This window comes from Pseudomonas sp. 18173 (assembly GCF_050432945.1).
In the GTDB taxonomy this organism is placed as follows: domain Bacteria; phylum Pseudomonadota; class Gammaproteobacteria; order Pseudomonadales; family Pseudomonadaceae; genus Aquipseudomonas.
In genome coordinates, this window is the sequence record NZ_JBKFTN010000004.1 from 162,657 (window position 1) to 183,411 (window position 20,755).

Genomic DNA, 20,755 nt, shown 5'->3' on the forward strand with positions numbered 1-20,755 from the left:
GCTAATAACTGGACTCTATGGACAGACCCCAGGTTCCGAAGTCAGCTATCATGCGCCGGTTTTCGTGACAGGCTTTGCTTCAGGGCAAGCGGTCTCTCTTTGCAGGAGCGAGCCTGCTCGCTCCTACAGGGTCCAGGAGTATTAATGAACACCCTATTCATGCATTGCCGGCCGGGCTTCGAAGGTGAAGTCTGTTCCGAGATTTCCGACCTTGCCGCTCGGCTGAACGTGGCCGGTTATGCCAAGGCCAAGGCCGCCACGGCTTGCGCCGAATTCGTCTGCACCGAAGAAGACGGCGCCGAGCGCCTGATGCGCGGGCAGCGTTTCGCCGAGTTGATCTTCCCGCGCCAGTGGGCCCGCGGGATTTTCATCGATCTGCCGGAAACCGACCGCATCAGCGTGATCCTCGATCATATGGCGGACTTTCCGCTGTGCGGCAGCCTGTGGCTGGAAATGGTCGACACCAACGACGGCAAGGAACTGTCGAACTTCTGCAAGAAATTCGAAGTGCACCTGCGCAAGGCGTTGATGGCCGCCGGCAAACTGGTCGAGGACGCGCACAAGCCGCGCCTGCTGCTGACCTTCAAAAGCGGCCGTGAAGTGTTCATGGGCCTGGCCGAATCGAACAACTCGGCCATGTGGCCGATGGGCATTCCCCGGTTGAAATTTCCGCGGGAGGCGCCGAGCCGTTCGACCCTGAAGCTGGAGGAGGCCTGGCACCACTTCATCCCGCGCGACCAGTGGGACGAGCGCCTGCACAGCGACATGACCGGTGTCGACCTGGGGGCCGCTCCCGGTGGCTGGACCTGGCAACTGGTCAACCGTGGCATGCTGGTGACCGCCATCGACAATGGCCCGATGGCCGAAAGCCTGATGGACACCGGTCTGGTGCAACACCTGATGGCCGACGGTTTCACCTTCAAGCCCAAGCAGCCAGTGGACTGGATGGTTTGCGACATCGTCGAGAAGCCGGCGCGCAACGCCGCGATGCTGGAAGAATGGATCGGTGACGGTCATTGCCGCGAGGCGGTGGTCAACCTCAAGCTGCCGATGAAACAGCGTTATGCCGAAGTGAAACGGTTGCTGGAGCGTATTGCCGATGGCTTCAAGGCGCGGGGTATCAAGGTCGAGATCGGCTGCAAGCAGCTGTATCACGACCGCGAGGAAGTGACGTGCCATTTGCGTCGGCTGGACGTGAAGAAGCCCAAGTCTCGTTGACGCACAGGTTCAAATTTCACACAAACCCTGTGGGAGCGGGCTTGCCCGCGAGGACGGCGGCACATCTTGCATGAGTGAGTCTGAGAGTCCGCCATCGCGGGCAAGCCCGCTCCCACAGGTCAGTGGTCATCCCGCCAGGGCGGCGTAATGCCACAGGTGACCGAACACCCGGCAATGCGCGACAATGCCGGCCAGCTTCAGGAGTGAATCATGAGTGAAATGCTTGATACGCCGGTAGACGGCACCCTCGACGCCACCGGCCTCAACTGCCCCGAGCCGGTGATGATGCTGCACCAGCACATTCGTGACCTGGTGCCCGGCGGCCTGCTCAAGGTGATCGCCACCGACCCGTCGACCCGTCGCGACATTCCCAAGTTCTGTGTGTTTCTCGACCACGAACTGGTGGGGCAGCACGAGGAGGAGGGCACCTACCTCTACTGGATTCGCAAGAAGTCCGGTTGACGACACCCCCAAAAAAAGACCTGCAAAAGCAGGTCTTTTTTTTGTGCGATCAACCAGCCACGCGGCTGTTGCGAATCCGTTTGCGCGCACTGAGCGTCAGGCGGATCGACAGCATCAGCGCCGCACAGCTCAATCCGGCAATCAACCCTTCCCACAGCCCGCTCGGGCCGCTGGCCGGGCCGAACCAGTCGGTCAGCCCCAGCACGTAGCCGACCGGCAGGCCGATGCCCCAATAGGCGAACAAGGTCAGGATCATCGTCACCCGGGTGTCTTGGTAGCCACGCAGCGCGCCCGCGCAAATCACCTGGATGGCATCGGAAAACTGATACAGCGCGGCATAGACAATCAGCATCGACGCAATCTGGATCACGTTCCGGTCAGGTGTGTAGATCGAGGCGATCGGTTCGCGCAGAAGCAGGATCAGGCTCGCCGAGAACGCCGCGAACACCAGCGCTGCGCCAAGCCCGACCTTCGCCGCGAAGCGTGCCTGCCAGGGATTGCCGGCCCCCAGGGCCTGACCGACCCGCACCGTTACCGCCATGCCCAGCGAGTACGGAATCATGAACAGCAACGAGCTGATATTGAGCGCGATCTGATGCCCGGCCACCACGGTAGAGCCGAGGCTGCCGATCAACAGGGCGATGACCGCGAAGATGCTGGACTCGGCGAACACGGCGATGCCGATCGGCAGGCCGATGCTGACCAGGCGCTTGATCACGGCCCATTGCGGACGGTCGAAACGCACCAGCACACGGGTGCGGGCATAGAAGGGCGCCCAGAACGTCCAGCCGGCCATGCTCAAGGCCATGAACCACATCACGATGCCGCTGGCCCAGCCGCAACCGACACCGCCCAGGGCCGGTGCACCGAAGTGGCCATAGATCAACGCATAGTTCAGCGGGATGTTCAGCAACAGGCCGCACAGGCCAATGGCCATGCTCGGACGGGTCCGCCCCATGCCGTCGCTGTAGCAGCGCAGTACGTAATAGAAAGCCATGCCCGGCAAACCGAAGGCGATACCGTGCAGGTAACCCATGCTCGGCTCGATCAATTGCGGGTCGACTTTCATCCAGTGCAGGATCGGCTCGGCGCCGAGCAGCAGGCCACTGCCGATCAACCCGACGCACAGAGCGAGCCACAGCGCCTGGCGCACCAGCGGCCCGATCTCGTCAAACTGCCCGGCGCCAAAACGTTGTGCGACCTTGGGTGTGGTCGCCAGCAGGACGCCGGACATCAACAGGTAGACCGGAATCCAGATCGAGTTGCCCAGGGCCACGGAAGCCAGGTCCCGTGGACTGACGCGGCCGGCCATCACAGCATCGACAAAGCCCATGGCCGTGGTGGCCAGTTGCGCGACCATGATGGGCAGGGCCAGGCCGAGCAGGCCCTTGAGTTCCAGGCGTACGGGGGTTGTCCGCGCAGGAGCGATGGCGGCGGTATTCTCGATTACAGGATTCAATAGCGAAACGTCCAAAAGGTTTTGATGCACAGGCGCGCATTCTACGCGTTGACGCAACAGTCAGGAAAAGACCCGTGTTACCGATTTGTAAGCAACCCTCTGTAGGAGCGAGCTTGCTCGCGATGGACGCAAGGATGCCACGTTCACTCAGGCATCCCGCGTCATCGTTGACGTCCATCGCGAGCAAGCTCGCTCCTACAGATAGATGCGTCTAGGCGCGATGCATCATCTACGCCTAAACTGCCAACCCGCCAAAGGAGCCTGCCATGCTGATTGTTGCCGACGAAAATATCCCCCTGCTCGATGCTTTCTTTGAAGGCTTCGGTGAAATCCGCCGGGTGCCGGGTCGCGCCATCGACCGTGCCACGGTCGAGCAGGCCGATGTGCTGCTGGTGCGTTCGGTGACCAACGTCAATCGCGCGTTGCTCGAAGGCAGCAAGGTGCGCTTTGTCGGCACATGCACCATCGGCACCGATCACCTGGACCTGGATCACTTTCAGCAGGCCGGTATCACCTGGTCCAGCGCACCGGGCTGCAATGCCCGTGGCGTGGTCGACTATGTGCTCGGCAGTTTGCTGACCCTGGCTGAAATCGAAGGCGCCGACCTGACCCGGCGGACCTACGGTGTGGTCGGCGCCGGCGAAGTGGGCGGCCGGCTGGTCAAGGTGCTGCAGGGCCTGGGCTGGAAGGTGCTGGTGTGCGATCCGCCACGGCAAGCGGCTGAAGGCGGTGACTACGTCAGCCTCGAACAGATCATCGAGACGTGCGACGTCATCAGCCTGCACACGCCTTTGACCAAGCAGGGCGCGCAATCGACCTGGCATCTGTTCGATGAAAAACGTCTGAAACAGCTCAAGTCCGGCACCTGGCTGATCAATGCCAGTCGCGGACCGGTGGTCAACAACGCGGCACTGCGCGAAGTGCTGCTGGAGCGCGAAGACCTGCAAGCGGTGCTCGATGTCTGGGAAGGCGAGCCTGAAGTCGACGTGGCGCTCGCTGAACTGTGCGTGCTGGCAACGCCGCACATTGCCGGTTACAGCCTCGATGGCAAGCAGCGGGGGACCGCGCAGATCTACCAGGCGTATTGCGATTTCCTCGGGCAGCCGGCCCGCGTCAGCCTGAGCGATTTGCTGCCGGCACCGTGGCTGTCGCACGTGACCCTGAATGCGCAAAGCGACCCGGCCTGGGCGTTGGCGATGCTGTGCCGTGGCGTGTATGACCCGCGTCGTGACGATGCGGATTTCCGTCGCAGCCTTGTCGGCAGTGTCAGCGAGCAGCGTGCGGCATTCGATGTGCTGCGCAAGCAATACCCGTCGCGCCGTGAGATCGACGGGTTGCAGGTGCGTATCGACGGTGACTCGGCTGAGTTGCAGAGAATTGTGGCGGCGTTGGGGGCGACGGCAATCTGATAGACCGCGGCGACCCTATCGCAAGCAGGCTCGCTCCCACACTGGATCTTCATGCACCACAAATCCCCTGTAGGAGCGAGCATGCTCGCGATGAACCGGAGAGCACCACGGGGTGTCAGGTTTCCCACGTCATCGTTGACGACCATCGCGAGCAGGGCTCGCTCCTACAGAGAGTGGGGGTAGTTGCCTTTTTTGCCGGCAATAAAAAACCCGGCCAACCCTGGGCCGGGTCAAGAAGACGATGGCTATATCACTTTTGTTCGGCAGGTTTGACCAATCGCTTTTCCAGTTCACTGCAAGCTTTCTGGATCATCTCTTCAGTGATCGGTACTTCACGACCCTGCTCGTCAATAATCGAGCAACCCAGAGACTGGCCTGGTTGCGTGCGGATCACTTGAATCTTGTCATCGCTGCTGTGTTGCAAGGACATGGCCTGTCTCCTCATCAGGTAGTGTGGTTACTGTAGAGCCGCCAGGTGACCGGGCTATGACAACTCCCTGCGATCTTTCCGGGGGGGCAGAACCAGTCCACCAGAAATGCCGTTACGTGGCTACCCGAACTTTAGACCAATAGCGTCTAGCCTCTAGTGTTGGAGGACATAATTAACCTGACTCATTGTGATTTGCAGCGAGCCACCCCATTGAGCGGTGTAGGCTGACCCTAATGACTGCTTTGTCCTGGATGAATGCGATGCTCTCTGCCCGTCACCGCCGTGCCTTTCGCCTGGCCAGTCGTTTCATCGTGCCCTATCGCTGGCAGGCTTTCGGCGCCTTGCTGGCGTTGATCGTCACCGCGGGCATTACCTTGTCCATGGGGCAGGGCATCCGCCTGCTGGTGGACAAGGGGTTCATGACCCAGTCACCGCATTTGCTCAACCAGTCCATCGCTCTGTTCATGTTGCTGGTCGTGGGGCTGGCGATCGGTACGTTCGTACGGTTTTACCTGGTGTCGTGGATCGGCGAGCGTTGCGTCGCCGACATCCGGCGCCAGGTGTTCAATCATCTGATTTATCTGCACCCGGGGTTTTACGAGGACAATCGCAGTTCCGAAATCCAGTCCCGCCTGACCGCCGATACGACGCTGCTGCAGTCGGTCATCGGTTCTTCGCTGTCGTTGTTCCTGCGCAATCTGTTGATGGTGATCGGCGGGATCGTCCTGTTGTTCATCACCAACCCCAAGCTCACCAGCATCGTGGTGGTGGCCTTGCCCCTGGTGATCGCGCCGATCCTGATCTTCGGCCGCCGGGTGCGTAACCTCTCGCGCCTGAGCCAGGACCGGATTGCCGATATCGGCAGTTATGTGTCGGAAACCCTTGGCCAGATCAAGACCGTGCAGGCCTACAACCATCAGGCCCAGGACGAGAGGCGGTTTGCCATGACGGTGGAAGAGGCGTTCAACACCGCGCGCAAGCGTATCTTCCAGCGGGCGTGGCTGATTACCCTGGTGATCGTCCTGGTATTGGGCGCGGTCGGGGTGATGCTCTGGGTTGGCGGCATGGATGTCATCGCCGGGCGAATTTCCGCCGGCGAGCTGGCGGCGTTCGTGTTCTACAGCCTGATCGTTGGCAGTGCGTTCGGTACGTTGAGCGAGGTGATCGGTGAATTGCAGCGCGCCGCCGGTGCGGCCGAACGGATTGCCGAGTTGCTGCGTTCGGAAAACATCATTGTGCCGCCGGTTTCCGGCACGGTGACACTGCCGGAACGGGTCGACGGCCGCCTGCAATTGCAGAATGTGCGTTTTGCCTACCCGTCGCGGCCGGAAAGTTATGCGGTCGACGGCTTGAACCTGACCGTCAATGCCGGTGAGACGTTGGCGCTGGTCGGGCCATCCGGGGCCGGCAAGTCGACGGTGTATGACCTGTTGCTGCGCTTTTATGACCCTGCCGAGGGTCGCATCCTGCTCGATGGTGTGCCGTTGACCCAGCTCGATCCGCTGGACCTGCGCCGCTGTTTCGCTCTGGTGTCGCAAACCCCGGCGCTGTTTTTCGGCAGCATTGAAGAAAACATTCGCTACGGCAATCCGAAGGCGACTTCGGCCGAGGTGCGGGAAGCGGCAAAAATCGCCTACGCCCATGACTTTATCGAAGCCATGCCCAATGGCTACCAGACACATCTTGGGGATGGGGGGCTTGGATTGTCCGGTGGCCAGCGCCAACGCCTGGCCATCGCCCGGGCGTTGCTGGTGGACGCCCCGATCCTGCTCCTGGACGAAGCCACCAGCGCCCTCGACGCCCAGAGCGAACACCTGATCCAGCAGGCGCTGCCGAGCCTGATGAAAAACCGTACCACCCTGGTGATTGCCCATCGCCTGGCCACGGTGAAAAACGCCGACCGGATCGCGGTGATGGATCAGGGGAAGCTGGTGGCGGTGGGCACGCATCAGGAACTGATTGCCAGCAATGCGTTGTATGCGCGGCTGGCGGCGTTGCAGTTCAGTGATGGATTGATTAACGCCGGGGAACTCCTGTAGGAGCGAGCCTGCTCGCGATGGACATTAGAGTGCCGCTGGGTGTCAGGCATCCAGCGTCATCGTTGACGACCATCGCGAGCAAGCTCGCTCCTACAGTGATCATTGATCGTCGAAGTAGCGCTCATGCCAATCCACGATCGGCTGTGGCGAATTGAGCTTCTGGCCGTAGATCACCGAGTACGACAATACGTTTTGCACATATTGGCGGGTTTCGTCGAACGGGATGCTTTCTACCCACACGTCGAAACTCAGGTGGTCGGCACCGCGCAGCCATTGGCGCACACGGCCGGGGCCGGCGTTGTAGGCAGCGGAGGCCAGCACGCGGTTGCCGTTGAACTGGCTGTGCACCTGGCTCAGGTAGGCGGCGCCGAGCTGGATGTTCTTGTCCGGATCCAGCAGTTGCTGTGGCGAGCTATAGGGAATGCTGAACTTGCGTGCGGTTTCCTTGGCGGTGGCGGGCATCAGTTGCATCAGGCCCGAGGCGCCGACACCGGAACGGGCATCGTCCATGAACGCGCTTTCCTGGCGGGTGATGGCGAACGCCCAGCTCGGATGCAGGCCGCGGCTCTTCGCTTCGCGGACCAGGGTTTCCCGGTGAGCCATCGGGAAGCGGATATCCAGGTCATCCCAATACTGTGCCTGGCTGATGGTGCGGATCGCCGGGAAGTACCATTTCAGGTCATAGGCCAGCTTGGCCTGGGCGACCATTTCGTCGCGGCTGAAGTGGCGGCTGACGTAATACCACTCGCGGCGACCATCGACGACCTGCCCGCGGGCGTGCAGCTCCAGGGCGCGGCGCACGCCGGGCGTGTTGCGCACCTTGTTGATGGTGGCCTGGCTGAGCACCAGCGGTTTGTTCAGTAGCGAATAGGGCGACTGTGAACGGTCGGCGGCGAGGAAACCGTAGAAGTCGCGTTCGCGGGCCAGGCTTTTATAGAGCGTCTGCGCTTCCGGATTCTGCGGTTGCGCCAGTTCCAGGCTGCGGGCCTGCCAGTAGCGCCAGCGGTTGGTGGTGGCCAGGTCCTGGGGCAGGCGGCGGGTCAATTGATAGGCATCGTCCCAGCGCGCCAGGCGCAGGAGCAGACGCAAGCGCCATTCGGAAACCGTGTTGTCGCGCAGCTCGGGGTCGTATTTGGTCATGACATCCAGCGCACGGCTGTCGAAACGTCGTGCGAGGGTCAGGCCGATTTCCCGGGCGATCGCCACTTTTTCATCCCGGGAGAAGTGCATGCTGTTGGCGTAGCCATCAAGCAGGTCCATGGCCTTGTCCGGGTCCTGGCGAGCCAGGCGGCGCAGGCCGAGGCTGACCACGTCGGACATGGCTTCATCGGCCGGGGTGAAGCGCGACGGCTGGTTGAGCAGCTCCGGTTTCTGCGCGACGTCCACCAGCAAGCGACCGCGAGGGGCGAGGGTGGTCATGCCGTTGACCAGGCTGTTGGCCAGCGGGTAGTTGCGCGCCTGGGCGGCGAGTTTGGCGCGCTCCCAGCGTTTCTGCTCGGTCAGCTGGCCGTCCGCGGCCCACATGCCGAACACGGCATCGCACGCTTCGGGTTGGGATTTACCGGTCAGCCAGAGCTTTTCAGTGTTGGCATAACCTTCGGATTTGAGGTTGTGGCTGATCTGGTACTGCGCATTCAGGCAGTCCAGTTCGGTGAAGTTCATCTTCGGGTCGTAATACCTGACGAAGGTCGCCCAGTCGCCGCGCTCCGCCAGCCAGCGCAACCAGCGCAGTTTCATCCAGTTGGCCTGGGGCAGGTCGCCGTGTTCGGCGAGGAATTTCTCGATTTCGGCGTTGCTCGCGGTTTTCAGGCGCGCTGTCAGCTCGTCGTAGGCCAGGTACGGTTCCAGTGGATAATCGGCGAGGGCCTGGCTGTATCGGAAGTACGGGCCGCTATCGCCCTTGGCCAGGGCGCGTTTGGCTTCATCGTAATACTGGCGTTGGGTGGAAAGGTCCACCGCCTGGGCGGATTGAACGGCAGCGGCAGAGAGAAGAAAACAGGATAAAAGTCTGAAGAGGCGACTGCGCATGAGACGTCCGGGCAGAGAAATCATGACAAGTGCGGGTCGGGCCCGCACTGAATTGTCTGTAGCTTAGCCTTTTGCCAGCAGCCGGCGAAAGCTTTGCGGGTGTTCCCGCATCAGTTCGCAACATTTGTCGTTCAGAGTACAGCGAGAGTGAAATTGCCGGCCTTCTGAAGCCTCAAGTCAGGTAGAATGCGCGCCCGGTTTTTGGAGAAGCTCATGACCCTGCTCAAATTCAGCGATGTGTCCCTTGCTTTCGGCGCTATGCCGTTGTTGGACAAGGTGTCCTGGCAGATCGCCCGTGGTGAGCGGGTGTGCATCATCGGCCGCAACGGCACTGGCAAGTCCAGCATGATGAAGCTCGTCAAGGGCGACCAGAAGCCCGATGACGGTTCCGTCTGGCGCGCACCCGGGCTCAAGATCGGCGAATTGCCGCAAGAATTGCCGGTAGCCGACGAGCGGACAGTGTTCGACGTGGTGGCCGAAGGCCTTGATGGTGTCGGTGCGTTGCTCGCCGAGTATCACCACCTGAGCCAGAACATCGTCACCGATGCCGACCTGGACAAGCTGATGCACGTCCAGCACGACCTCGAGGCCCGCGATGGCTGGCGCTTGCAGACCCTCGTCGACAGCACCTTGAGCCGCCTGCAACTGCCGGCCGACAAGACCCTCGCCGAGTTGTCCGGCGGCTGGCGTCGTCGCGTCCTGCTGGCCCAGGCCCTGGTGTCCGAGCCGGACCTGCTGTTGCTCGACGAGCCAACCAACCACCTGGACATCGGTGCCATCGCCTGGCTTGAAGAAGCGCTGAAGGATTTCCAGGGCGCCGTGCTGTTCATCACGCACGACCGTTCTTTCCTGCAGAACCTGGCAACCCGCATCCTTGAACTGGATCGCGGTGGCCTGATCGACTGGAACGGCGACTACGCCAGTTTCCTCGTACACAAGGAAGCGGCACTGGCCGCCGAAGAAACCGCCAACGCCTTGTTCGACAAGCGTCTGGCCCAGGAAGAAGTGTGGATTCGCCAGGGCATCAAGGCCCGTCGTACCCGCAACGAAGGCCGCGTACGTGCGCTCAAAGCCTTGCGTGTCGAGCGCAGCGAGCGTCGTGAGCGTACCGGCAAGGCCAACATCCAGCTGGAAACCGCCGACAAGTCCGGCAAGCAGGTGATGGTGCTCGATAACGTGAGCTTCGCTCACCCGGACGGTCCGTTCCTGATCAAGGACTTCTCCATGGTGCTGCAGCGCGGCGACCGTATCGGTCTGCTCGGCGCCAACGGTACCGGCAAGACCACCCTGCTGAAGCTGATGCTCAGCGGTTTGCAGCCAACCAGCGGCAAAGTGGAAGAGGGCACCCGGATCGATGTCGCCTACTTCGACCAGTTGCGCCATCAGCTGGATCTGGAAAAAACCGTGATCGACAACGTCGCCGAAGGTCGTGACTTCATCGATATCGACGGCCAGAGCCGCCACGTGCTGAGCTACCTCGGCGATTTCCTGTTCAGCCCGCAGCGTGCGCGCACGCCGGTCAAGGCGCTGTCCGGTGGTGAGCGTGCCCGTCTGTTGCTGGCCAAGCTGTTCAGCAAGCCGGCGAACCTGCTGGTACTCGACGAACCGACCAACGACCTCGACGTCGAAACCCTCGAATTGCTCGAAGAGGTCCTGCTGACCTTCAACGGCACCGTGCTGATGGTCAGCCACGACCGGGCATTCCTCGACAACGTGGTCACCAGTACCCTGGTCTTCGAAGGTGAAGGCAAGGTTCGCGAATACGTCGGTGGCTACCAGGACTGGTTGCGCCAGGGCGGCTCGCCGCGCCTGCTGGGCGTGACCGAGAGCAAGTCTGGCAAGGCTGACCTGAACTCCGCCGTGGTGAAGGCCGAGCCTGCGCCGGTGGTGGCAGCGGTCGAAGCGCCAGTGGCGAAGAAAAAGCTCAGCTACAAGTTGCAGCGCGAGCTGGAAGCGTTGCCGGGGCAGATCGAAGCCATGGAGCAGCAGATTGCCGCCGTTGAGGCACAGATGGCGGACGCGGGCTTCTATCAGCGCCCGGCTGCCGAAACGGCTGCGGTGATTGCCCAGCTGGAGCAGTTGCAGGCTGAGCTCGACATCATGGTCGAGCGTTGGGCCGAGCTGGATGCCTGATTGATCCGGCAATGAAAAAGCCCGGCGCTCAGTGATGAGCGCCGGGCTTTTCATATGTAGATCTATCCACTCCCTGTAGGAGCGAACTCGCTCGCGATGGTCGCCAACGATGACGCGGGCAGCCTGACTCCCCGCGGCGCTCTCAGGTTCATCGCGAGCAAGCTCGCTCCTACACGGTGGTGGTGCAGTGTTCAGCTTTTGTTTTGCAGGCGCACCGCAAGCACGTCGCAAGGCGCGCCATGCAGCACGTCATTGGCGGTGGAGCCCAGCAGCAGTGCCAGGCCGTGCCGGCCATGGCTGCCCACCACGATCAGGTCGCAGGTTTGCTCCTTGGCCAGGTGGTGAATCTCCTGGCGTGGCTGGCCGTAGGTCAGGTGGCTGTATTCCCTGGAGAGCTCAGGATACTTGAGGATCAAGCGGTCGAGGCGCTCCTTGGCCTGATCGAACTGCTGTTGTTGCAGTTGTGACAGGTCCATTGGCACGTCGCCACCGAAGGCCATCGCCATCGGCTCGACAATGTGCACCAGTGACAATTTCGCGCCGTTGCTCACCGACAGCTCGCGAGCGCGGTGGATCACAGGGTCGCACTCTTCGGTCAGATCTACAGCGACCAGAATATGGTTGTAGGGCATGAGGTGCTCCTCCTGAGGATTGCAATATTGGTAAGTATGGCTGGTTTCAAGCGCATTGGTTCCAAAGTGACACAATGGGCTCATCAAGAATCGGGAGTACAGATATGACGGTCTGGATAGTGGTGTCAATCCTGCTGGTGGTACTCAGCCCCCTGGCATGGTTGCGCCCCTCACGTGCCCAGAGTGGGCGTATCGCCCTGCGGATGGAGGCCCGGCGCATCGGCCTGGCCATGCAACTGGCGCCTCAGGAGTGGCCGCACTGGCTGAGCCAGGAGCCGCCGAGCCCGTGCGCCCAGTACCATCGTCCGCGCCGCGGCACTCAGCCGGCGTGCTGGAGCTATTGGCAAAAATCACCTGGTCTGTGGGTGAATCAGTGGCAAGAGGTCTGCGAGGATCAGGCGTTGCTGAATCATTTCGAAAAATTGCCAGGTAACGTCTACAAGGTCGAGGCTGACAAGCAAATAATTGCCTTGTATTGGGGCGAGAAGGGCGAGGCCGAGGTGTTGCAGCACATCGACGCCACCCTCAAGGCGCTTGCCTGAACCCCCGATCCCCTGTGTAGGAGCGAGCTCGCTCGCGATGGTCGTCAACGATGACGCGGGAAGCCTGACACCCCGTGGTGCTCTCGGGTTCATCGCGAGCAAGCTCGCTCCTACAGGTGTTTTTCCCATGCAATAAAAAGCCCGACATTCATCATCGGGCTGGAGTTGGCCAGGCAGGCCGGTAAAAACGGTGTGGGCTGATCTTGCGCCAGGCGTTCGCCAAAGCGTTCAACTTTTCCCCTTGGTTTCGCCAGAGTAGCTTGTTAAACGCGGGCTGCAGCGAATTAGGGCGATTTTTCTAATGATTGATCTTATGAATGGCTCCACATGCAGCCGCGTGTTGCAGGCCTTCGTCTTACAGAAATGACCGCAAAGTCGCATTTCAACCCGCATTCTGGGCGATTGACAATTGGCGGAAATTCCGTGAAGGTGGCGTACCCAAATCAAACGGGCGTATGAATTGAGCGTTTGTATTTCAGACCGCTCCTACAGAATCCCGACTATCGCGTTGGCGGGTGTGCCGGGCAGATTGGCGTAGCATCGACGTTTAACGTCCTGCCAAGCTGGTCGCCTGCTTCCGACGTGTACTGTTCAGCTTCCATATCGTGGAGATCAGTTGATGATTTACGAAGGTAAAGCCATCACGGTTAAGGCTCTTGAAAGTGGCATCGTCGAACTGAAGTTCGACCTCAAGGGTGAGTCCGTCAACAAGTTCAACCGTCTAACCCTGAACGAATTGCGTCAGGCCGTAGACACCATCAAGGCAGATGCTTCGATCAAGGGCGTGATCGTCAGCAGTGGCAAGGACGTGTTCATCGTCGGCGCCGACATCACCGAATTTGTCGACAACTTCAAGCTGCCGGATGCAGAGCTTGTTGCTGGCAACCTGGAAGCCAACAAGATTTTCAGCGATTTCGAAGACCTCAACGTCCCGACCGTCGCCGCGATCAACGGCATCGCGCTCGGTGGTGGCCTGGAAATGTGCCTGGCGGCGGACTACCGCGTCATGTCCACCGCGGCCAAGATCGGTCTGCCGGAAGTCAAGCTGGGCATCTACCCGGGCTTCGGCGGTACTGTGCGCTTGCCGCGCCTGATCGGCGCCGACAATGCCATCGAGTGGATTGCCGCCGGCAAGGAAAACCGTCCTGAAGACGCGCTGAAAGTTGGTGCTGTCGACGCCGTGGTTGCTCCAGAGAAGCTGCAAGACGCCGCGCTGGAACTGATCAAGCGCGCCATCTCCGGCGAGTTCGACTACAAGGCCAAGCGCCAGCCGAAGCTGGAAAAGCTGAAGTTGAACGCCATCGAACAAATGATGGCTTTCGAAACCGCCAAAGGTTTCGTGGCTGGCCAGGCTGGCCCGAACTATCCGGCGCCGGTTGAAGCGATCAAGACCATCCAGAAAGCTGCGAACTTCGGTCGCGACAAGGCGCTGGAAGTCGAAGCCGCAGGTTTCGTCAAGCTGGCCAAGACCTCTGCCGCGCAGAGCTTGATCGGCCTGTTCCTGAACGATCAGGAGCTGAAGAAAAAGGCCAAGGCCTACGACGAAATCGCCAAGGACGTGAAGCAGGCTGCCGTATTGGGCGCCGGCATCATGGGTGGCGGTATCGCCTATCAGTCGGCTTCCAAAGGTACGCCGATCCTGATGAAGGACATCAACGAGCACGGTATCGAGCAGGGTCTGGCCGAAGCCGCCAAACTGCTGGTCGGCCGCGTTGATAAAGGCCGCATGACCGCCGCGAAAATGGCTGAAGTGCTCAACGGCATTCGTCCTACCCTGTCGTACGGTGATTTCGGTCACGTGGACCTGGTGGTGGAAGCGGTCGTCGAAAACCCCAAGGTCAAGCAGGCCGTACTGGCTGAAGTCGAAGACAAGGTCAAGGAAGACACCATCCTGGCGTCCAACACCTCGACCATTTCCATCACCTTGCTGGCCAAGGCCCTCAAGCGTCCGGAAAACTTCGTCGGCATGCACTTCTTCAACCCGGTGCACATGATGCCGCTGGTGGAAGTGATCCGTGGCGAGAAGTCCAGTGAACTGGCGGTCGCGACCACCGTTGCCTACGCCAAGAAAATGGGCAAGAACCCGATCGTCGTCAATGACTGCCCGGGCTTCCTGGTCAACCGCGTGCTGTTCCCGTACTTCGGCGGTTTCGCCAAGCTGGTCAGCGCCGGTGTGGACTTCGTCCGTATCGACAAGATCATGGAAAAATTCGGCTGGCCAATGGGCCCGGCCTACCTGATGGACGTGGTCGGCATCGACACCGGCCACCACGGTCGTGACGTGATGGCCGAAGGCTTCCCGGACCGCATGAAGGACGACCGTCGCTCGGCCGTTGACGTGCTCTACGAAGCCAAGCGCCTGGGCCAGAAGAACGGCAAGGGCTTCTACGCCTACGAGACCGACAAGAAGGGCAAGCAGAAGAAAGTCGCCGATCCGTCGGTGCTGGAAGTGCTCAAGCCGATCGTTTACGAGCAACGCGAAGTCACTGATGAAGACATCATCAACTGGATGATGATCCCGCTGTGCCTGGAAACCGTGCGTTGCCTGGAAGACGGCATCGTCGAAACCGCTGCCGAAGCCGACATGGGTCTGGTCTACGGTATTGGTTTCCCTCCATTCCGTGGCGGTGCGCTGCGCTACATCGATTCGATCGGTGTGGCAGAGTTCGTTGCCCTGGCTGACCAGTACGCTGATTTGGGCGCGCTGTACCACCCGACCGCGAAGCTGCGCGAAATGGCCAAGAACGGCCAGAGCTTCTTCGGTTAAGCGCCCCCAACTAGAGTGAGAGTGAACTTATGAGCTTGAATCCTAGAGACGTCGTGATTGTCGACTTCGGTCGTACTCCGATGGGCCGCTCCAAGGGCGGCATGCACCGCAACACCCGCGCCGAAGACATGTCGGCGCACCTGATCAGCAAACTGCTGGAACGTAACGTCAAGGTCGACCCGAACGAAGTCGAAGACGTGATCTGGGGCTGTGTGAACCAGACCCTGGAGCAGGGCTGGAACATCGCGCGCATGGCGTCGCTGATGACCCAGATCCCGCACACTTCGGCCGGCCAGACCGTCAGCCGCCTGTGCGGCTCGTCGATGAGCGCTCTGCACACGGCTGCGCAAGCGATCATGACCGGCAATGGTGACGTATTCGTCGTTGGCGGCGTCGAGCATATGGGTCACGTGAGCATGATGCACGGTGTCGATCCGAACCCGCACATGTCGCTGTACGCGGCGAAAGCCTCGGGCATGATGGGCCTGACCGCGGAAATGCTGGGCAAAATGCACGGCATCACTCGCGAGCAACAGGATGCTTTCGGCGTGCGCTCCCACCAACTCGCCCACAAGGCGACCGTGGAAGGCAAGTTCAAGGACGAAATCATCCCGATGCAGGGCTACGACGAGAACGGTTTCCTGAAAACCTTCGACTACGACGAAACCATTCGTCCGGAAACCACCCTGGAAAGCCTGGCGGCCCTGAAGCCGGCGTTCAATCCTAAAGGTGGTACCGTGACTGCCGGTACTTCGTCGCAGATCACCGATGGTGCTTCGTGCATGATCGTGATGTCGGCGCAGCGCGCACAGGACCTGGGTATCCAGCCTCTGGCAGTGATTCGCTCGATGGCAGTGGCGGGTGTGGATCCGGCAATCATGGGCTATGGTCCAGTACCGGCCACACAAAAAGCATTGAAGCGCGCGGGTCTGGGTATCTCCGACATCGACTTCTTCGAGCTCAACGAAGCTTTCGCCGCACAGGCCCTGCCAGTGCTGAAAGATCTGAAAGTGCTCGACAAGATGAACGAGAAGGTTAACCTGCACGGCGGCGCGATCGCCCTGGGCCACCCGTTCGGTTGCTCCGGTGCGCGTATCTCCGGCACTTTGCTCAATGTGATGAAGCAGAATGGCGGTACCTTCGGGGTGGCCACCATGTGCATTGGTCTCGGCCAAGGCATCTCCACCGTCTTCGAACGCGTTTAAGCGTCTCGTTGATGGAAGCCGGGGCCAAGTGCCCCGGTTTTTGTTTTTCCGGATTTATTTTGTTTTTTATTTGAAAAAATTTGAGTGAGGGCCAAATCATGCCGATACAACCTGGGCTCTACCAACATTACAAAGGTCCGCAGTACCGTGTATTCAGTGTTGCGCGGCATTCGGAAACCGAAGAAGAAGTGGTCTTCTATCAAGCCCTGTATGGCGATTACGGCTTTTGGGTACGTCCCTTGAGCATGTTCCTGGAGTCCATCGAGGTTGACGGTGAACAGGTGCCACGCTTTGCTTTGGTGCAGGCCGAAGACAGCCTTTTTACCAAGCCATAAGCTGAGTTCGCGCAATACCCTGCGCTTGACCTCACCTTGTTGCCACTATATATAGCGGTGCCGCGTCAGGCGCCAATCGCCTTTCACTTCTCGAATTCAGGAATTTTCTGATCCATGGGCAAATCGCTGGTCATTGTGGAATCCCCGGCTAAGGCCAAGACCATCAACAAGTATTTGGGCAACGAATACGTGGTGAAGTCGAGTATCGGCCATATCCGAGACCTGCCCACCAGCGGTTCGGCTAGCGCCAGCAAAGAGCCAGCCGCCAAGCGCGGCAAGGCTGCTGCGGGTGAAGCGCCGGCACTGTCGCCGAAAGAAAAGGCGCGCAAGCAGCTGGTCGCGCGCATGGGTGTCGATCCGGATCATGGCTGGAAAGCCAAGTACGAGATCCTCCCGGGCAAGGAAAAAGTCATCGAAGAGCTGCGCCGGCTCGCCAAGGATGCTGACACCATCTATCTCGCAACCGACTTGGACCGCGAGGGGGAAGCCATTGCCTGGCACCTGCGCGAAGCCATCGGTGGTGACGACAGCCGCTACAAGCGCGTGGTGTTCAACGAAATCACCAAGAAGGCGATTCAGGAAGCCTTCTCCCAGCCGGGCGAGCTGGATATCGACCGTGTCAACGCCCAGCAGGCGCGTCGCTTCCTCGACCGCGTCGTCGGTTACATGGTCTCGCCACTGCTGTGGGCCAAGATCGCCCGTGGCCTGTCCGCCGGTCGCGTGCAGTCGGTTGCCGTGAAGCTGGTGGTTGAGCGCGAGCGTGAAATCCGTGCGTTCATCCCGGAAGAGTACTGGGAAGTTCACGCCGACCTCGGCACCGCCAAAGGCGCGACCGTGCGTTTCGACGTGGCTCGCGAGAAAGGCGAAGCCTTCAAGCCGCTCAATGAAACCCAGGCCATGGCGGCGCTGGAGAAGCTCAAGGCTTCCAGCTACAGCATCGTCAAGCGCGAAGACAAGCCGACCAGCAGCAAGCCGTCGGCACCGTTCATCACTTCCACCCTGCAGCAGGCCGCGAGCAACCGCCTGGGCTTCGGTGTGAAGAAAACCATGATGATGGCCCAGCGTTTGTACGAAGCCGGCTACATCACCTACATGCGTACCGACTCCACCAACCTCTCGGCCGATGCCGTGGCGATGGCGCGTACCTATATCGAAGGCGAGTTCGGCAAGAAGTACCTGCCGGAAACCCCGAACGTCTACAGCAGCAAGGAAGGCGCACAAGAGGCTCACGAAGCGATTCGTCCGTCCGACGCCAACACCGAGCCAAGCAAGCTGTCGGGCATGGAGCGTGACGCTGAGCGCCTCTACGAGCTGATCTGGCGCCAGTTCCTCGCTTGCCAGATGCTGCCGGCGCAATACCTGTCGACGACCGTCACCGTGGGTGCCGGTGACTTCGAGCTGCGCGCCAAGGGCCGCATCCTGAAGTTTGACGGTTACACCCGTGTCATGCCGCAGATCGCCAAGCCGGGCGATGACGACGTATTGCCGGACATGGCCCAGGGCGACGCGATGAAGCTGATCAAGCTTGATCCGACCCAGCATTTCACCAAGCCGCCGGCGCGCTACTCGGAAGCCAGCCTGGTGAAGGAAATGGAAAAACGCGGCATCGGTCGTCCTTCGACCTACGCGGCAATCATTTCGACCATCCAGGACCGCGGCTACGTGGCGCTGCACAACCGTCGCTTCTACTCGGAAAAGATGGGCGACATCGTTACCGAGCGCCTGGCGGAGAGCTTCTCCAACCTGATGGACTACGGCTTCACGGCGGGAATGGAAGAGCATCTCGATGACGTGGCCCAAGGCGAACGCGACTGGAAAAACGTGCTCGACGAGTTCTACGGCGACTTCAAGAAAAAGCTCGAAGTGGCCGAAAGCCCGGAAAGCGGCATGCGCGCCAACCAGCCGGTCATGACCGACATCCCGTGCACCACCTGCGGTCGCCCGATGCAGATCCGTACTGCATCGACCGGTGTTTTCCTCGGTTGCTCGGGCTACAGCCTGCCACCCAAAGAGCGCTGCAAGGCCACCGTGAACCTGGTGCCGGGCGATGAAATCGCCGCGGACGACGAGGGTGAGTCGGAATCGCTGGTGTTGCGTGGCAAGCATCGCTGCCCGATTTGCAGCACGGCGATGGATGCCTACCTGCTCGATGAGAAGCGCAAGCTGCACATCTGCGGTAACAACCCGGATTGCGACGGCTACGAAATCGAAGAGGGCACTTACCGCATCAAGGGCTATGAAGGTCCGAGCCTGGAGTGCGACAAGTGTGGCAGCGAAATGCAGCTCAAGACTGGTCGTTTCGGCAAGTTCTTCGGTTGCACCAATGCCACCTGCAAGAACACCCGCAAACTGCTGAAGAGCGGTGATGCGGCGCCGCCGAAGATGGATCCGGTGAAGATGCCTGAGCTGAAGTGCGAAAAGGTCAACGACACCTATATTCTGCGCGACGGTGCGTCCGGACTGTTCCTGGCAGCCAGCCAGTTCCCGAAAAACCGCGAGACCCGTGCTCCGCTGGTGATGGAAATCATCCCGCACAAGGACGAGATCGATCCGAAGTATCACTTCCTCTGCGAAGCGCCGAAGAAAGATCCGGATGGCCTCCCGGCTGTGATTCGTTACAGTCGCAAGACCAAGGAACAGTACGTGCAGACCGAGGTTGACGGTAAGCCGACCGGCTGGAAGGCGTTCTACGACGGCGGCAAGTGGAAAGTCGAAGACAAGCGTCCGGCAGCCAAGGCTTAACGCTGCCCCGCCCTGTAGGAGCGAGCTCGCTCGCGATGGACGTCAACGATGACGCGGGCCTTCAGAATGCCCGCGTTGCTCTCAGGTCCATCGTCGGAACGCCGCCCGGAGCAAGCTCGCTCCTCCAGGAAGCCAGCGCCATCGCCATTAAAGGCCGTATGGAAACCTTCGGGTTTCCATGCGGCCTTTAATGGCAATGGCGCTGGCTTCTTGTAGGAGCGAGCTCGCTCGCGAGGGACGTCAACGATGACGCGGGCCTTCAGAATGCCCGCGTTGCTCTCAGGTCCATCGTCGGAACGCCGCCCGGAGCAAGCTCGCTCCTACAGGAAGCCAGCGCCATTGCCATTAAAGGCCGTATGGAAACCTTCGGGTTTTCATGCGGCCTTTTTGTTTTGTGCTTGCGGTCGGATCGGCTGATCCACGAAACTGTCCAACCTGCGTGAAGCAATTATTTCGTTGTGGAGGCTGCCGTCATGGCCCACGAACTTTATACCCGCACCAATCAGAAGATTTACTTCGCCGGCTTGTCGCTGGAAGCACTGGCCCGTACTGAAGAAAGTCGGGCGATGAATTCGCTGGCGCTGATCCAGGCCGGGCGCGAATCCGCGCTGTTTCACCTGTACGGCGCGCTGTTGGGCCTGTGCCATGAAATCGCCGGTTTCTATCGCTTGCCTCAGGCCAATGCGCCCCGTGCAGAGTTGTTGCTGACTCGCGAGGTGCTGGAAACCATCGCCATTCCGGAAATGGCCGAGATGGTCGAGTTGGCCAATAACCCGGAGACCTGGCTGGCCAGGCTGCTGGCCGCCCACGCTGCGCTGTTTCAGCCGCCACGCGCGCCACACAAGCCGAAAGGGGACGTGACTCAGCCACTGATTCAGGCGGTCAATCTGGATGAAGAGGACGCGCCGGAGGAACTGAGTCGGGAGGAGCTGGAGAGCTGGCGTCAGAACCTGAAAGCGTTGGCGATCCGGTTTCGTGAAGGGTTGAACGAGTGCTGACACTCGCAGTCGGGTGATGACATCTGGTCAAGATCCCAAGCGAAGCCCGAGCGATGCCTATATAATCCCCGCCTTTCGTGGAGAACAGTCCTTTATGCCAACGTCCTTTCTAGAAATTGTCGAGTTACCAGACGGCCGTATCGAGCTGCGCAGGGCCGAGGACGAGGGTTCTCTGGTTACTTTGGATTTCTCCGAGGACGCCAAGGCGTTCCTGCAAGGGCAACACGTGGAAGTCGCCAAGGCGATGTTGAGCGTCGGTGTGCAGATGGCAGGACGCCTGGTTGAAGGCGAATTCGACAAGGAAGAGGGGACGCGGGTTCTTCATTGATCCCCGTCTGTCGTTTTTCTTGATGTCG

General features: G+C 60.4%; 16 protein-coding genes. 12 read left to right on the plus strand and 4 right to left on the minus strand.

The annotated features are described in order from the left end of the window. The first annotated feature begins 144 nt into the window (after nt 1–144). Together rlmM and tusA are read left to right on the plus strand one after the other, a co-directional pair. Entirely contained in the window at nt 145–1,218 is a 1,074-nt protein-coding gene (rlmM, locus tag ACLD1X_RS06195; protein ID WP_008022982.1) for a 23S rRNA (cytidine(2498)-2'-O)-methyltransferase RlmM, read from the plus strand. A gap of 210 nt (nt 1,219–1,428) precedes the next feature. Beyond that, nucleotides 1,429–1,680 (plus strand): sulfurtransferase TusA, encoded by a 252-nt coding sequence (gene tusA / locus ACLD1X_RS06200; protein WP_085716771.1) that lies wholly within the window; start codon nt 1,429–1,431, stop codon nt 1,678–1,680. A gap of 49 nt (nt 1,681–1,729) precedes the next feature. Here tusA and ACLD1X_RS06205 read toward each other — a convergent pair whose 3' ends face one another. After that, nucleotides 1,730–3,139, minus strand: coding sequence for an MATE family efflux transporter (locus tag ACLD1X_RS06205; protein ID WP_429366583.1), 1,410 nt, complete (start codon nt 3,137–3,139; stop codon nt 1,730–1,732). 266 nt (nt 3,140–3,405) lie between these two features. Between ACLD1X_RS06205 and pdxB the strand changes: the two genes are divergently transcribed. Continuing rightward, nucleotides 3,406–4,548, plus strand: coding sequence for a 4-phosphoerythronate dehydrogenase PdxB (gene pdxB / locus ACLD1X_RS06210; protein WP_429366584.1), 1,143 nt, complete (start codon nt 3,406–3,408; stop codon nt 4,546–4,548). A gap of 250 nt (nt 4,549–4,798) precedes the next feature. Here pdxB and ACLD1X_RS06215 read toward each other — a convergent pair whose 3' ends face one another. Further along, entirely contained in the window at nt 4,799–4,978 is a 180-nt protein-coding gene (locus ACLD1X_RS06215) for a PA1571 family protein (protein WP_429366585.1), read from the minus strand. 251 nt (nt 4,979–5,229) lie between these two features. On the opposite strand from ACLD1X_RS06215, the gene ACLD1X_RS06220 reads away from it, so the two are divergent. After that, nucleotides 5,230–7,017, plus strand: coding sequence for an ABC transporter transmembrane domain-containing protein (locus ACLD1X_RS06220; RefSeq protein WP_429366707.1), 1,788 nt, complete (start codon nt 5,230–5,232; stop codon nt 7,015–7,017). 99 nt (nt 7,018–7,116) lie between these two features. Here ACLD1X_RS06220 and ACLD1X_RS06225 read toward each other — a convergent pair whose 3' ends face one another. After that, the gene (locus ACLD1X_RS06225; protein ID WP_429366586.1) at nt 7,117–9,045 is read right to left on the minus strand and encodes a transglycosylase SLT domain-containing protein; all 1,929 of its coding nucleotides are present in this window, start codon (nt 9,043–9,045) and stop codon (nt 7,117–7,119) included. A gap of 213 nt (nt 9,046–9,258) precedes the next feature. Here ACLD1X_RS06225 and ACLD1X_RS06230 point away from each other — a divergent pair, with 213 nt between their 5' ends. Continuing rightward, entirely contained in the window at nt 9,259–11,178 is a 1,920-nt protein-coding gene (locus ACLD1X_RS06230; RefSeq protein WP_429366587.1) for an ATP-binding cassette domain-containing protein, read from the plus strand. Between the two features lie 191 nt (nt 11,179–11,369). Here ACLD1X_RS06230 and ACLD1X_RS06235 read toward each other — a convergent pair whose 3' ends face one another. Further along, nucleotides 11,370–11,810 (minus strand): universal stress protein, encoded by a 441-nt coding sequence (locus tag ACLD1X_RS06235; RefSeq protein WP_046041383.1) that lies wholly within the window; start codon nt 11,808–11,810, stop codon nt 11,370–11,372. Nucleotides 11,811–11,914: 104 nt separating this feature from the next. Between ACLD1X_RS06235 and ACLD1X_RS06240 the strand changes: the two genes are divergently transcribed. The 7 genes from ACLD1X_RS06240 (at nt 11,915) to ACLD1X_RS06270 (ending at nt 20,727) form a co-directional block, all read left to right on the plus strand. Then, nucleotides 11,915–12,352 (plus strand): hypothetical protein, encoded by a 438-nt coding sequence (locus ACLD1X_RS06240; protein WP_429366588.1) that lies wholly within the window; start codon nt 11,915–11,917, stop codon nt 12,350–12,352. A gap of 619 nt (nt 12,353–12,971) precedes the next feature. Further along, entirely contained in the window at nt 12,972–15,119 is a 2,148-nt protein-coding gene (fadB, locus tag ACLD1X_RS06245; RefSeq protein WP_429366589.1) for a fatty acid oxidation complex subunit alpha FadB, read from the plus strand. Nucleotides 15,120–15,148: 29 nt separating this feature from the next. Then, a complete protein-coding gene (gene fadA / locus ACLD1X_RS06250) occupies nt 15,149–16,324 on the plus strand; it encodes an acetyl-CoA C-acyltransferase FadA (protein WP_008023006.1) in 1,176 nt (391 codons plus the stop codon). 98 nt (nt 16,325–16,422) lie between these two features. Further along, nucleotides 16,423–16,659, plus strand: a complete 237-nt coding sequence (locus tag ACLD1X_RS06255; protein ID WP_429366590.1) for a DUF1653 domain-containing protein — start codon at nt 16,423–16,425, stop codon at nt 16,657–16,659. Nucleotides 16,660–16,773: 114 nt separating this feature from the next. Next, the gene (gene topA / locus ACLD1X_RS06260) at nt 16,774–19,401 is read left to right on the plus strand and encodes a type I DNA topoisomerase (protein ID WP_429366591.1); all 2,628 of its coding nucleotides are present in this window, start codon (nt 16,774–16,776) and stop codon (nt 19,399–19,401) included. 473 nt (nt 19,402–19,874) lie between these two features. After that, complete coding sequence (locus ACLD1X_RS06265; RefSeq protein WP_057400204.1) at nt 19,875–20,399, plus strand: DUF6586 family protein; 525 nt, start codon at nt 19,875–19,877, stop codon at nt 20,397–20,399. A 94-nt stretch (nt 20,400–20,493) separates the two neighbouring features. Beyond that, nucleotides 20,494–20,727 (plus strand): hypothetical protein, encoded by a 234-nt coding sequence (locus ACLD1X_RS06270; RefSeq protein ID WP_008023011.1) that lies wholly within the window; start codon nt 20,494–20,496, stop codon nt 20,725–20,727. Nucleotides 20,728–20,755: the final 28 nt, after the last annotated feature.

Excerpts from the sequence above, each read along its gene's own strand:
- ACLD1X_RS06215 (WP_429366585.1), bottom strand. The coding sequence starts at position 4,978 with ATGTCCTTGCAACACAGCAGCGATGACAAGATTCAAGTGATCCGCACG.
- ACLD1X_RS06265 (WP_057400204.1), top strand. The coding sequence starts at position 19,875 with ATGGCCCACGAACTTTATACCCGCACCAATCAGAAGATTTACTTCGCC.
- ACLD1X_RS06225 (WP_429366586.1), bottom strand. The coding sequence starts at position 9,045 with ATGCGCAGTCGCCTCTTCAGACTTTTATCCTGTTTTCTTCTCTCTGCC.
- ACLD1X_RS06240 (WP_429366588.1), top strand. The coding sequence starts at position 11,915 with ATGACGGTCTGGATAGTGGTGTCAATCCTGCTGGTGGTACTCAGCCCC.
- ACLD1X_RS06235 (WP_046041383.1), bottom strand. The coding sequence starts at position 11,810 with ATGCCCTACAACCATATTCTGGTCGCTGTAGATCTGACCGAAGAGTGC.
- ACLD1X_RS06220 (WP_429366707.1), top strand. The coding sequence starts at position 5,230 with ATGAATGCGATGCTCTCTGCCCGTCACCGCCGTGCCTTTCGCCTGGCC.
- ACLD1X_RS06255 (WP_429366590.1), top strand. The coding sequence starts at position 16,423 with ATGCCGATACAACCTGGGCTCTACCAACATTACAAAGGTCCGCAGTAC.
- ACLD1X_RS06230 (WP_429366587.1), top strand. The coding sequence starts at position 9,259 with ATGACCCTGCTCAAATTCAGCGATGTGTCCCTTGCTTTCGGCGCTATG.
- topA (WP_429366591.1), top strand. The coding sequence starts at position 16,774 with ATGGGCAAATCGCTGGTCATTGTGGAATCCCCGGCTAAGGCCAAGACC.
- pdxB (WP_429366584.1), top strand. The coding sequence starts at position 3,406 with ATGCTGATTGTTGCCGACGAAAATATCCCCCTGCTCGATGCTTTCTTT.
- fadA (WP_008023006.1), top strand. The coding sequence starts at position 15,149 with ATGAGCTTGAATCCTAGAGACGTCGTGATTGTCGACTTCGGTCGTACT.
- ACLD1X_RS06270 (WP_008023011.1), top strand. The coding sequence starts at position 20,494 with ATGCCAACGTCCTTTCTAGAAATTGTCGAGTTACCAGACGGCCGTATC.
- fadB (WP_429366589.1), top strand. The coding sequence starts at position 12,972 with ATGATTTACGAAGGTAAAGCCATCACGGTTAAGGCTCTTGAAAGTGGC.
- rlmM (WP_008022982.1), top strand. The coding sequence starts at position 145 with ATGAACACCCTATTCATGCATTGCCGGCCGGGCTTCGAAGGTGAAGTC.
- tusA (WP_085716771.1), top strand. The coding sequence starts at position 1,429 with ATGAGTGAAATGCTTGATACGCCGGTAGACGGCACCCTCGACGCCACC.